At 67.7% G+C, this 11,680-nt stretch carries 11 protein-coding genes; 5 read left to right on the forward strand and 6 right to left on the reverse strand.

The window, feature by feature from the left end; translation table 11 throughout:
• The first annotated feature begins 184 nt into the window (after positions 1-184).
• The gene (locus tag BM013_RS21905; RefSeq protein WP_093129754.1) at positions 185-3,085 is read left to right on the forward strand and encodes a DUF349 domain-containing protein; all 2,901 of its coding nucleotides are present in this window, start codon (positions 185-187) and stop codon (positions 3,083-3,085) included.
• A 116-nt stretch (positions 3,086-3,201) separates the two neighbouring features.
• On the opposite strand, the gene BM013_RS21910 is transcribed toward BM013_RS21905, so the two are convergent.
• From BM013_RS21910 to BM013_RS21935, 6 genes are all read right to left on the reverse strand, one after another.
• The gene (locus BM013_RS21910) at positions 3,202-3,798 is read right to left on the reverse strand and encodes an LPXTG cell wall anchor domain-containing protein (RefSeq protein ID WP_093129755.1); all 597 of its coding nucleotides are present in this window, start codon (positions 3,796-3,798) and stop codon (positions 3,202-3,204) included.
• 93 nt (positions 3,799-3,891) lie between these two features.
• Entirely contained in the window at positions 3,892-4,683 is a 792-nt protein-coding gene (locus tag BM013_RS21915) for a M90 family metallopeptidase (protein WP_093129756.1), read from the reverse strand.
• A 17-nt stretch (positions 4,684-4,700) separates the two neighbouring features.
• Positions 4,701-5,480, reverse strand: coding sequence for a UDP-2,3-diacylglucosamine diphosphatase (locus BM013_RS21920; protein WP_093129757.1), 780 nt, complete (start codon positions 5,478-5,480; stop codon positions 4,701-4,703).
• Between the two features lie 100 nt (positions 5,481-5,580).
• On the reverse strand, positions 5,581-6,093 hold the full coding sequence (locus BM013_RS21925) for a peptidylprolyl isomerase (RefSeq protein WP_093129758.1): 513 nt from the start codon (positions 6,091-6,093) through the stop codon (positions 5,581-5,583).
• Positions 6,094-6,119: 26 nt separating this feature from the next.
• The gene (locus BM013_RS21930) at positions 6,120-6,713 is read right to left on the reverse strand and encodes a peptidylprolyl isomerase (protein WP_093129759.1); all 594 of its coding nucleotides are present in this window, start codon (positions 6,711-6,713) and stop codon (positions 6,120-6,122) included.
• Positions 6,714-6,807: 94 nt separating this feature from the next.
• Positions 6,808-7,398 carry a tetratricopeptide repeat protein gene (locus tag BM013_RS21935; protein ID WP_093129760.1) on the reverse strand — a complete coding sequence of 197 codons (591 nt, stop codon included), beginning with the start codon at positions 7,396-7,398 and terminating at the stop codon, positions 6,808-6,810.
• A gap of 195 nt (positions 7,399-7,593) precedes the next feature.
• On the opposite strand from BM013_RS21935, the gene cysS reads away from it, so the two are divergent.
• From cysS to tilS, 4 genes are read left to right on the forward strand one after another with little or no spacing between them, the layout of a single operon-like run.
• Positions 7,594-8,970, forward strand: coding sequence for a cysteine--tRNA ligase (gene cysS / locus BM013_RS21940; protein WP_093129761.1), 1,377 nt, complete (start codon positions 7,594-7,596; stop codon positions 8,968-8,970).
• 17 nt (positions 8,971-8,987) lie between these two features.
• Positions 8,988-9,638, forward strand: a complete 651-nt coding sequence (locus tag BM013_RS21945; RefSeq protein WP_093129762.1) for a DNA-3-methyladenine glycosylase family protein — start codon at positions 8,988-8,990, stop codon at positions 9,636-9,638.
• Between the two features lie 16 nt (positions 9,639-9,654).
• The gene (locus BM013_RS21950) at positions 9,655-10,635 is read left to right on the forward strand and encodes an acetyl-CoA carboxylase carboxyltransferase subunit alpha (RefSeq protein WP_093129763.1); all 981 of its coding nucleotides are present in this window, start codon (positions 9,655-9,657) and stop codon (positions 10,633-10,635) included.
• Positions 10,636-10,656: 21 nt separating this feature from the next.
• Positions 10,657-11,634: a tRNA lysidine(34) synthetase TilS gene (tilS, locus tag BM013_RS21955; protein WP_093129764.1), complete on the forward strand. Its 978-nt coding sequence runs from the start codon at positions 10,657-10,659 to the stop codon at positions 11,632-11,634.
• Positions 11,635-11,680 lie beyond the last annotated feature (46 nt).

The following is an 11,680-nucleotide window of genomic DNA, read 5'->3' on the forward strand; positions in this document are numbered from 1 at the left end:
TCTTCAGCTTGCTATATATGTAGTTCATCCATTTCCCCAGCTTGCGTTTCCCGCATCCGCCGCCCGCATCCGCCACCGTTTAGGGCCGGATTTCAGCGGTCGGCCGCAAGTGGGTGAAAATGTCGATGTGCGCCGGCCTTTGCCGGCGCCTTCGCTTTCTCTACCAAGACAACGATTTCGCGCAGTGACCTCTACTTCTTCCAAGCCACACGACCTTCAGGCCCTCGACACGCTCACCGGCGGCGCCTTCACCGCGCCGACCTCCGGGGAGCGCGCCGCGCGCATCCGCGACTGGCTCGCGGGCAACCCCGCGCCCGAACAGATGCAGGAGGTCTTCAAGGAGCTGAGCGGTCGCGACAAGGGCGCCGCGCGCCTGCTGCGCGAAAAGCTCGACGAACTCAAGCGCGCCAAGGGCCAGGAGGCCATTGCCGCCGAATGGGCGCAAAAGGCCGAAGCGCTGCTGGGCCAGTCCAAACTCAACATCGCCGATGCACTGGCCTGGCAGCGCGACGCCGCCAAGGCCGGCGCGCCGCTCTCGCGCGAACCGCTGGCCGGCCTGAAGGCCAGGCTGGCCGAGCGCGTGAAGGGCATCGAAGACCTGCAGCACCGCGCGCAGGTGCACCGCGAAGCCGCCGTCCTGCTGGCACAGCGCTTTGAAGTGCTGTCCACCAAGGGCTGGCAGGACGCCCAGGCCGCCGAGGAATCGCTGCGCGCCGACGTCACCCATTGGCAGCAGCAGGCCGCCGAGATCACCGCCGACGCCAACTGGACCAGCCTCGACGCCAAGTTCGCGCCGCAGCTCGATGCCTCGAAGTCGCAACTGCTGGTGGTGTCCGACTCGTTCCACAGCGCTCTGGCCCAGGCCGTGGCCGCCGCGGCCGACGCCGCAGCGCCGCTGCCGCCCGTGCCCGTGTGGGCCGACGAGCTGCGCGCCGCGCGCGGTGAGGTCGTGGCGCCCAAGGCCGCCGCACCCGCGCGTCCCGCCGCGCCCAAGGTCGACCCGTCCGTGCGCGCCGCCGCGCAGGACGCCGTGCAGGCCGCGCTCGCCAAGCTCGAGCAGGAAACCGCCGAAGGCCACGGCAAGGCCAGCGCCGGCGCCGCCGCCGCGCTGCGCGCCGTGCTCAAGGAACACGGCAAGATGGTCGACGCCCCGCTCGAAGCCCGCGTGCATGCCGCGCTGGTGGCGGCCGGCGAACTCGAAGGCTGGCAGCGCTGGAGCGCCGACAAGGTCCGTGAAGACCTCGTCGCCAAGGCCGAAGGCCTGCTCAAGCGCCCCGAAGGCCAGGCCCTCGGTGGCCGCAAGATGCAGGAAACCCTGCGCGCCCTGCGCGACCAGTGGAAGCAGGCTGACCAGGGTGGCGTGCCGAACCACGCGCTCTGGAAGCGTTTCGACGAAGCCTGCAACGAAGCCCACAAGGTGGTCGAGGCCTGGCTGGAGAAGGTCCGCGCCGATGCCGCCGAGCACCGCGCCCACCGCGTCGCGCTGATCGAAGAGGTCAAGGCCTGGGCTGCAGAGCACGCCGGCGCCACCGACCTGAAGGCGCACAACCGTGCGCTGCACCAGTTCGCCGACCGCTGGCGCGATGCCGGCCATGTGGGCGAGAAGGTGTTCGCCGAACTGCAGCCGCATTGGAACGAAGCCTTCGGCGCCGCCCGCGCACCGTTCGAGACGGCGCAGAAGGCCAGCGTCGAACGCCGCCAGGCCATGATTGCCGAAGCCGCCGAGCTCGGCGCCCAGCCCATGCTGCGCATCGACGCCGTCAAGGCGCTGCAGCAACGCTGGCAGGCCGAGGCACAAGGCGTGCCGCTCGATCGCCGCCATGAACAGAAGCTGTGGGACGCGTTCCGCGCGCCCATCGACGAAGCCTTCAACCGCAAGACCGCCGAGCGCGAAAAGGCATCGGCCGCCATGAGCGAGCACGACCGCTACGTGCTCGACGCCTCCAAGGCGCTCGACGCGGCCAACGCCACCGGCGACGCACAGAAGATCCGTGCCGCCGTGGCTCGCCTGGAAGGCGCGCTGCGCGGTGAAGCACCGCCGCCCGCCCCGGCACCGGCACCGAAGGCCGAACAGCCCGCCGCCTCGAGCGACGGCCCCGCCGTCGGCGCGACCGAGATCGAGGCGCCCGGCCAGGCTGCCGCCGAGTTCGGCGAAAGCGCCGAGCAGGCACCGAGCCCGAGCGACGCGGAAGCATCGCCCGGCACGCACACCGCTGCCGCAACCGAGGCACCCGCCGACCTGGTGGCGCCCGCCGATGGCGCCGACGCGTCGGCCCGCTCCGATGGCGAGGCGCACGACGCCGGCGAAGCCGCCGCGGTCGAAGCCCCGGTGGCCGCACCGAAGCCCGCGCCCAAGCCTGTGGTGGCGATGCGCGGCGACGACCGCCCGAGCAGCAAGAAGGGCGAACCGGCACCCGCAGCCCGCGGTGCTGGTGGCCGGTTCGGCGACCGCCGCGATGGCGGCCGTCCCGGCGCCGGCGGCCCGGGGCGCCCTGGAGACCGCAATGACCGTGGCGCGCCCCGCGGCGACGCACGCGGCGATCGCAGCGGCCCTGGCGGCCCTGGCGGTCCCGGCGGCCGGTTTGGCGACCGCCCCCCGCGTTTCGAAGACCGCGGTCCGCGTCTCGGCGATGCCGCTTTCCGCGCGCAGCGCGAAGCGCTCGAACGCGCCGACATGCAGCTGCGCAAGCTCGCGGCGCAGGCCCACGGCGAAGCGCTGACCCAGGTGCTGGGCGCCTGGGAACAGCGCGACGCCAGCCGCCTGCCGAGCGTGCAGGAGCTGGGCCGCGCGGTCTCGCCCGCGGTGCGCACCGGTTGGTCGCAAGCCATCGGCACCTCGCCGTCGGCCGCTGCCGGCGATGCCGCCGAAGCGCTGCTGCGCCTCGAAATGGCCGCTGAAGTGCCCACGCCCGCCGAGCAACTCGACGCGCGCCGCGCACTGCAGCTCAAGCTGCTGACCAAGCGCGGCGACCCGGCCCCGGCGCAGACCTGGGGCCAGGACGCAGGCAAGGTGCTGGCCGCGGCGCACGACGCTGCGAGCGCACGCCGCCTGCAGAACGCGCTGAAGGCGCTGCTGCGCAAGTAAGCACGCCGGCGGGCCGATCGCCCAATCGGCCACGAAAAAGGCGCCCTGCGGGGCGCTTTTTTTTTGTGCGAATGGCGACGTGCGTGACGTGTGCCACGCACGTCAGTGCCGAAGGCTCAGACCTTCTCGCCGATCACCGGCGTCTGCGCCGCCGTGGCCTCTTCGGCAATGAAGCCATTGCGGATCCGGCGCCGCAGGAACAGCCCGCCGATTCCCAGCAGCAGGGCGACGAGGCCGACGATCAGCGTGCCCTTGTCCGTGGCGCTCGAGGCCGCGGCCTGGTCCTTGACCTCCATGATCTTCTGCACCTCGGCCAGGGACACCACCGGCTGGCCCTTGAGCTTGACTTCGTAGACCAGGTTGTTGTCCGAAGGATCGACGCGCACCTCGACGGCTTCGTCGATCAGCGGCTCGAGCTTCTTGCGGCCGACTGCGTAGTCGACGCGCCATTTCTCGGTGCTGCCGTCGGCCACCTTGGCGTCGAGCACGAAGTAGTGGCGCGTGGTGCTGCCACCGCGGCGGCGCTTGGTGGTCTCGGTGATCTCGCTGCCGCCGACGATCGTGCCGCTCTTGGCCACCAGGTCTTCGACGGCGGTGCCATGCGTGTCGGCGCTGGCCTTGAACTGCGCGTAGCCAGCCCACCCCAGGATGCCGATGCCCACCACCAATGCCAGCCACGCCTTGCCCGTGAGCTGATAGATCCAATCCCTCATTTTGTTTACCTTTTTAACGTGTTGATAACCCGTCGATGGTAAAGGCTGTTCAGCTATTTAATTAATAGCAAACAAATGAATACTGGCGTGCGATCAGGCCTGTTTAGGAAGAAAGAATTCATCGAAGATGGCCAGCACTTCGGGGAAGTCGCGCGCGAAGTTCGGGCGGTTCACAAAGTAGGCCTCGCAGGCTACTGCGAAGAACTCGCTGATCGAGGTGGCACCGTAGTCGTCGAGCCATGGCGGCTCGGCGCCGAAGCGCTCCGCCATGATCGTCTTTTCGCGAAAGCCGTCGTAGGCGGGTTGCAGCACCGCCATCCAGGCCGCGCGGGCCTCGCGGGTGCCGCGGCTGCCTGCAAAGCCGGCCGGCAGCGGCGGGCAGCCGTTGGCGTCCCCGCTGCGCATGTCGATCTTGTGGGCGAACTCGTGGATCACCACGTTGTAGCCGCGCTCGCTGGTGACGCTGCTGGCCAGCACGTCGTCCCAGCTCAGCATGACGGGGCCGCGGTCCATGGCTTCGCCGGCCACGACCTCGCCGTATTCGTGCACCACCTGGGCTTCGTCGACCACCTTGCGCCGCGCCACCACCTCGGAGCGGTGCACCACGATGCCGACGAAATCGTCGTACCAGTTCAGGCCGCCCTTCAGGTGCAGCACCGGCAACACGGCCTGCGCCGCGATGGCCAGCGCCACTTCGTTGGTGATGGTGAAGCCCTTGGCGCCGTGGAATTCCTTGTCGCGCAGGAACTCGGCGGTGAGGGTGCGCAGGCGTTGCCGGTCGGGCTCGGGCAGGGCGCCTAGGAAGGCGTAGCGCTTGAGTGCCGCCTGCCAGGCGGCTTCGGGGATCGGGGGCAGGGCGCGCAACCGGCGCAGCCACTTGAACATCGGTGGCGGCGGCGCGGCTAGCGCAGGTCGACGCGTTGCGCGCCGGCGGTGGAAAGGCACAGCAGCTGTGCGCGCGGCGGGTGCGCCGCGGCGTCCCAGTCGCTCAGCACGATGCGCTGCAGGCCGTGGCCCAGGTCGTGGTTGGCGGGGCGGTGCGTGTGGCCGTGCACCAGCGTGCGGGCATTGGCCTGCAGCAGCCAGTCGCGCGCGGCGTCGTTGTCGACGTCGGCCCAGATCGTCGACGGGTTGCGCTTGCGGTCTTCGCTCTGCACGCGCATGGAGCGCGCGAGCGCGCGGCGCTCTTCGAGCGGGCGGGCGAGGAAGGCGGCCTGCCATTCGGGCGTGCGCACCTGTGCGCGGAACTTGAGGTACTCGGTGTCCTCGAGGCAGAGGATGTCGCCGTGGCTCAGCAGCCAGCGTTGGCCGTGCAGCACCAGCACCGTGGGGTCGTCGAGCAGCGTGAGGCCGCATTGCGCCGCGAATGCGGGGCCGACCAGGAAGTCGCGGTTGCCGTGCATGAAGAACACCGGCAGCCGTTGCGCGGTGCGGCGCAGCAGCTCGGCGCACTGCGCTTCGAAGCCGGCTGCATCTGCAGAGCTTGCAGAAGCAGCCGAGTCGTCGCCCACCCACACCTCGAACAGGTCGCCGAGGATGATGAGCGCGTCGGCCGGCGTGGTCTGCAGGTAGCCCTGCCAAGCCTCGGAGGTGGCGGGCTCGCCGGCCTGCAGGTGCAGGTCGGAAATCAGGTCGACGGTGCGCCACGCGGGCGGCGCCACCAGTTCCTTGAACGCCGTCATTGCGGCCGCCGCCGGGTCGCCCCGAAGCGGAACGCGCGGGCCGCGCCTGCCTCATGGAGAGCGGCGAAGCACACGAAGCGGCAAGCCGGGCGGCTCACGCTCACTCGGCGATGACGACAGCCTTTTCGATCACGACGTCGTCGAGCGGCACGTCGTCATGGAAGCCCTTGCGGCCCGTCTTCACGGCCTTGATCTTGTCGACCACGTCGGTGCCGTTGATCACTTTGCCGAACACGGCATAGCCCCAGCCTTGTGCCGAGGGTGCGGTGTGGTTCAGGAAGCCGTTGTCCGACACGTTGATGAAGAACTGCGCGGTGGCCGAGTGCGGCGCGCTGGTGCGGGCCATGGCGACGGTGTAGTTGTTGTTCTTCAGGCCGTTGTTGGCTTCGTTCTCGATCTCGGCGCCGGTGGGCTTTTGCTGCATGCCGGGCTCGAAGCCGCCGCCTTGCACCATGAAGCCGGGGATCACGCGGTGGAACACCGTGTTGTCGTAGTGGCCCTTCTTCACGTACGAGATGAAGTTCTCGGCCGACTTCGGTGCCTTCTCGGCGTCGAGTTCGAGCGTGATCACGCCGTAGTTCTTGATGTGCAGTTCGACTTGGGGGTTGCTCATGGCGGGACTCCTTCTTGGGAAATGAATTACTTCGCCAGCAGCGTGGCGGACTTGATGGTGACGGCCTCGAGCGGCACGTTCTGCATGCCGGCCTTGTTGCCGGTGGCGACCGCGCGGATCTTGTCGACCACGTCGGTGCCGGCAACGACCTTGCCGAACACGGTGTAGCCGTAGCCGTCGGGGTTGGGCGCGTTGAGCGAGTCGTTGTTCTTCACGTTGATGAAGAACTGCGACGTCGCGGAATTCGGGTTGCCGGTGCGCGCCATGGCGACCGTGTACTTGTCGTTCTTCAGGCCGTTGCTGGCTTCGAGCGGAATGGCCGCGCGCGTGGGCTTTTGCTGCATGTCGGCCGTGAAGCCGCCGCCCTGGATCATGAAGCCGTCGATGACGCGGTGGAACACCGTGCCGTCGTAGTGCTTGTCCTTGACGTACTGCAGGAAGTTCTCGACCGACTTGGGCGCCTTGGCGGCATCGAGCTCGACCACGATGTCGCCGGCCGAAGTGGCCAGCTTGACGCGCGGGGCGGCCGTCTGTGCGTAGCCGGTGGCGGCGAACGTGAGTGCGGCGGCCAGCACGAGGGCGCTGCGGCGGCTGAAACGGGAGAGGGCGTGGATCGTCAAGAGAGGCTCCGTGTGCGAAAGAGGAGAGGACAGGGGGCGCGGGCCGTGCAAGAGTGCGAGAGGCGCCACGTTGGCGCCCTTGCCGGGCGGGCCGTCACTTGCTGGTGCGGCCGACCGGCTTGCGCACCACCGGCGGCGCGGCGGGCAGCGTGGCGGCTTCGGCTTCGGCCTTGGGCGTGAAGATCTGGCGGATCAGCAACAGCTTGGGCGCGACGCTCGAGTTGGTGCTGGCGAACTGCTGGGCGCGAACGTATTCCTGGGCCGCGAGGCGGGCATACACGTCGCCGAGGTTCTCGTGCGCGGTGGCGTAGTTCGGGTTGAGCTTGATGGCCTGTTCGAGCGCGGCGCGGGCCTGGTCGAACTTGCTTTGCGATGCATACAGCGCGGCCAGGTTGTTGTAGGGCTCGGACAGCTCGGGAAAGTCTTGCGTGAGCTGCGTGAAGGCGGTGATGGCCTCGGCCTGCTTGTTCTGCTCGGTGAGGATCACGCCGCGCAGGAAGCGCATCTGCGGGTCGCGCGGCTTGCCGGCAATATAGGTGTCGGCCTTGGCCAGCGCCTCGTTCGACTTGCCCTGTCGCAGCAGCAGGTTGACGTCGTCGTAGTCGTTGGCATGCGCTGCGGAGGCCCAGAGGCTGAACAGCAGAGCGAAGGCAATGGAGAGTCTGGAGAACGCGGCGTGCTTCATGAAGCCTCGGCAGAAAAGGGGGGAATGCGGGCTTGGGGAACACCCGGACGCCGCTCGGCGGCAGACGTTTATACTAGGTCGGATTGTAGCCGAGGGGCCATGTCGAACCCCTCGCGACCACAGCCCCCGTCACCCCTGAAAAACACCGTCTTTCGCCCGTGCTTTACGTGCGCGAACTGACGCTTTCCGAATCTCATGAGTCTGCGCATCTACAACACGCTGTCGCGTGAATTGGAGGAATTCTCCCCATTGCACCCCGGACAGGTGCGCATGTACGTTTGCGGCATGACGGTCTACGACTACTGCCACCTCGGCCACGCGCGCTCGATGATCGCCTTCGACGTGGTGCAGCGCTGGCTCAAGGTGAGCGGCTTCGACGTGACCTACGTGCGCAACATCACCGACATCGACGACAAGATCATCCGCCGCGCCGTGGAGAACGGCGAGAGCATCCGCGCGCTGACCGACCGCATGATCGACGCGCTGCACGAAGACGCCGACGCGCTCGGCATCGAGCGCCCCACGCACGAACCGCGCGCCACCGACTACATCCCGCAGATGCTGTCGATGATCGGCACGCTCGAGCAGAAGGGCCTGGCCTACCGCAGCGACAACGGCGACGTGAACTACGCCGTGCGCAAGTTTCCCGGCTACGGCAAGCTCAGCGGCAAGTCGATCGACGAGCTGCATGCGGGCGAACGCGTGGCCGTGCTCGACGGCAAGGACGACCCGCTCGACCCGGTGCTCTGGAAGAGCGCCAAGGCCAGCGAGCCCGACGAGGTGAAGTGGGCCAGCGAGTTCGGCCCGGGCCGCCCGGGCTGGCACATCGAGTGCTCGGCCATGGCCTGCGAGCTGCTCGGCGAAACGCTGGACATCCACGGCGGCGGCGAGGACCTGCAGTTCCCGCACCACGAGAACGAGATTGCGCAGAGCGAAGGCGCCACCGGCAAGCCGCTGTCCAACTACTGGATGCACAACGGCTTCATCGTGACCGACAACGAGAAGATGTCCAAGAGCCTGGGCAACTTCTTCCTGATCCGCGACGTGCTCAAGAAGTACGACGCCGAGACCATCCGCTTCTTCGTGCTGCGCGCGCACTACCGCCGCCCGCTGAACTACAGCGACGTGCACCTGGACGATGCGCGCGCCTCGCTCAAACGGCTGTACACCGCGCTCGACCTGGTGGCGCCGGCCGATGTGAAAGTCGACTGGAGCGACCCCTACGCGGCGCGCTTCAAGGCCGCGATGGACGAGGACTTCGCCACGCCCGAAGCCGTGGCCGTGCTCTTCGACCTGGCGGGTGAAGTGAACCGCACGCAATCGGCCGCGCAGGCCGGCTTGCTGAAGGCGCTGGGCGGCTGCGTGCAGATCCTGCAGGACGACCCCAAGGCCTTCCTGCGGGCCGGCACCACGCTCGACGAAGCCACCATCCAGGCGCAGATCGACGCGCGCGCCGCCGCCAAGGCCGCGAAGGATTTCGCCGAAGCCGACCGCATTCGCAAGGTGCTCCTGGAGCAGGGCATCGTGCTCAAGGACTCGCCCGCGGGCACGACCTGGGCGGCCGCGCAGTGAACGGAACGACGAACCCCATGCCCGCCACCACGAAGACCAGCGTTCAGATCTACACGCCGGACTATTGGGAAGAGGCATGCAAGCACCTCGCCAAGAAAGACCGCGTCATGAAGCGGCTGATTCCGAAGTTCGGAGACGCCTGCCTCGAGTCGCGCGGTGATGCGTTCACCACGCTGGCGCGCAGCGTGGTCGGCCAGCAGATCTCGGTGAAGGCCGCGCAGTCGGTGTGGGACAAGTTTGCTGCGCTGCCGCGCAAGCTCACGCCGGCCAACGTGCTCAAGCTCAAGGTCGACGACATGCGCGGCGCCGGACTGTCGGCGCGCAAGATCGAGTACCTCGTCGACCTCGCGCTGCATTTCGATTCGGGCATGGTCCACGTCAATTCGTGGAAGGACATGTCGGACGAACTCATCATCGAAGAGCTCGTGGCCATTCGCGGCATCGGCCGCTGGACGGCCGAGATGTTCCTCATCTTTCACCTGATGCGTCCGAACGTGCTCCCCGTCGATGACGTGGGGCTGCTCAACGGCATCAGCGTCAACTATTTTTCGGGCGATCCGGTCAGCCGCAGCGATGCCCGCGACGTCGCCGTGGCCTGGGCCCCGTATTGCAGCGTGGCGACTTGGTATATTTGGCGATCGCTGGATCCCGTTCCAGTCGCGTATTGAATAACAGGAGAAGACGTTGGCGAAACGAACCTTCCTCGACTTCGAGCAGCCCATTGCTGAACTCGAAACAAAGATCGAAGAATTGCGCTATGTGCAGACCGAATCCGCGGTCGACATCTCTGAAGAAATCGATCAGCTCGGCAAAAAGAGCCAGCAACTCACCAAGGACATCTACAGCGACCTGACGCCCTGGCAGATCACCAAGATCGCCCGGCATCCTGAGCGCCCCTACACGCTCGACTACGTCAACGAAATCTTCACCGATTTCGTAGAACTGCACGGCGACCGCCACTTCTCGGACGACCTGTCGATCGTGGGCGGCTTGGCCCGCTTCAACGGCGTGCCCTGCATGGTGCTCGGCCACCAGAAGGGCCGCGACACGAAGGAGCGCACCGCGCGCAACTTCGGCATGAGCAAGCCCGAGGGTTACCGCAAGGCGCTGCGTCTCATGAAGACGGCCGAGAAGTTCAAGCTGCCGGTGTTCACCTTCGTGGACACGCCCGGCGCGTACCCCGGCATCGACGCCGAAGAGCGCGGCCAGTCGGAAGCCATCGGCCGCAACATCTTCGAGATGGCGCAGCTCGAGGTGCCGATCATCGTCACCATCATCGGCGAGGGTGGTTCCGGCGGCGCGCTGGCCATTTCGGTCGGCGACCAGCTGGTGATGCTGCAGTACTCGATCTATTCGGTCATCAGCCCCGAAGGCTGCGCTTCCATCCTGTGGAAGACCAGCGAGAAGGCACAGGAAGCCGCCGATGCACTGGGCATCACGGCGCACCGCTTGAAGGCATTGGGCCTGGTCGACAAGATCGTGAATGAGCCCGTGGGCGGCGCGCACCGCGACCATCGCCAGATGGCCGCGTTCCTGAAGCGCGCGCTCAACGATGCCTTCCGCCAGGTCAGCGACCTGAAGCCGAAGGAACTGCTGGACCGCCGCTACGAGCGCCTGCAGAGCTACGGCCGTTTCAACGACACCAAGGCCGACAGCGGCCGGTAACGGCAGATCGCGCGGGTTGCCATGAACTCCGCTTTCGAACGCGCCATGGCCGCGTTCGAGCCGGCGCATTGGCCGCTGGCGGTGGGGTTCAGCGGTGGCGCCGATTCGACAGCCTTGCTGGCCGCCTGCGCCTCGCGCTGGCCGGGGCAGGTGGTCGCCTTTCACGTGCACCACGGGCTGCAGTCCGCGGCCGACGATTTCGAACTTCATTGCCTCACGGTGTGCGCACGCCTTGGGGTGCCGCTCGTCATTCATCGCGTCGATGCGCGTCATGCGCCGGGCGACAGTCCGGAAGACGCGGCCCGCCGCGCCCGCTACGAGGCTTTTGCCGCGATGGCGCGCACGGAGGGGGCGAGCGCGGCTGTCAAATCCATAGCGCTGGGTCACCACGCCGACGATCAGGTCGAGACGCTGCTGCTGGCGCTTTCACGTGGGGCAGGGCTGCCGGGTCTGGCGGCCATGCCGGCGCACATGCAGCGCAACGGCCTGGACATCCATCGGCCGCTGCTCGCGGTCCCGGGGGCCGAGATTCGTGAATGGCTTGCCGGCCGACACTTGCCCTGGATCGAAGACCCGACCAACGGCGACGAGCGCTACACCCGCAACCGGATTCGCGCGGTGCTGCTGCCTGCGCTGGCGCAGGCTTTTCCGCAATTCCGCGCGACCTTCGCGCGCAGCATCGGCCACGCGGTGCAGGCGCAGCAACTGCTCGGCGAACTGGCGGCACAAGACCTGGAGACGGTCGGCACTCCGCCGCGCATCGCCACGCTGCAGACGCTTTCGCGCGCCCGGCAAGCCAATGCGCTGCGCCATTGGCTGATGCATTCGCACGGCTGCGCGCCCAGTGCGGCGCAGCTCGATCAGCTGCTCGAGCAGGTCCGCGCATGCACCACGCGCGGGCACCGGATCCACCTCAAGGTGGGGGCCGGTTTCGCCGAGCGGCAGGGCGATTTCCTGCATTGGTACAATGCCCCGCCCTCGCCGAAGACTTCGCTCTGACCGCTTGCAGGGCGCCGCCTTTCAAGCGGCCCTTTCCTTATCTCTG

This window comes from Variovorax sp. OK605 (assembly GCF_900115445.1).
GTDB lineage: Bacteria > Pseudomonadota > Gammaproteobacteria > Burkholderiales > Burkholderiaceae_C > Variovorax.

Bases quoted from the DNA above. Each gene is read 5' to 3' on its own strand.
- BM013_RS21910 (WP_093129755.1), bottom strand. From the start codon at position 3,798: ATGAGGGATTGGATCTATCAGCTCACGGGCAAGGCGTGGCTGGCATTG.
- BM013_RS21915 (WP_093129756.1), bottom strand. From the start codon at position 4,683: ATGTTCAAGTGGCTGCGCCGGTTGCGCGCCCTGCCCCCGATCCCCGAA.
- BM013_RS21920 (WP_093129757.1), bottom strand. From the start codon at position 5,480: ATGACGGCGTTCAAGGAACTGGTGGCGCCGCCCGCGTGGCGCACCGTC.
- BM013_RS21925 (WP_093129758.1), bottom strand. From the start codon at position 6,093: ATGAGCAACCCCCAAGTCGAACTGCACATCAAGAACTACGGCGTGATC.
- BM013_RS21935 (WP_093129760.1), bottom strand. From the start codon at position 7,398: ATGAAGCACGCCGCGTTCTCCAGACTCTCCATTGCCTTCGCTCTGCTG.
- cysS (WP_093129761.1), top strand. From the start codon at position 7,594: ATGAGTCTGCGCATCTACAACACGCTGTCGCGTGAATTGGAGGAATTC.
- BM013_RS21945 (WP_093129762.1), top strand. From the start codon at position 8,988: ATGCCCGCCACCACGAAGACCAGCGTTCAGATCTACACGCCGGACTAT.
- tilS (WP_093129764.1), top strand. From the start codon at position 10,657: ATGAACTCCGCTTTCGAACGCGCCATGGCCGCGTTCGAGCCGGCGCAT.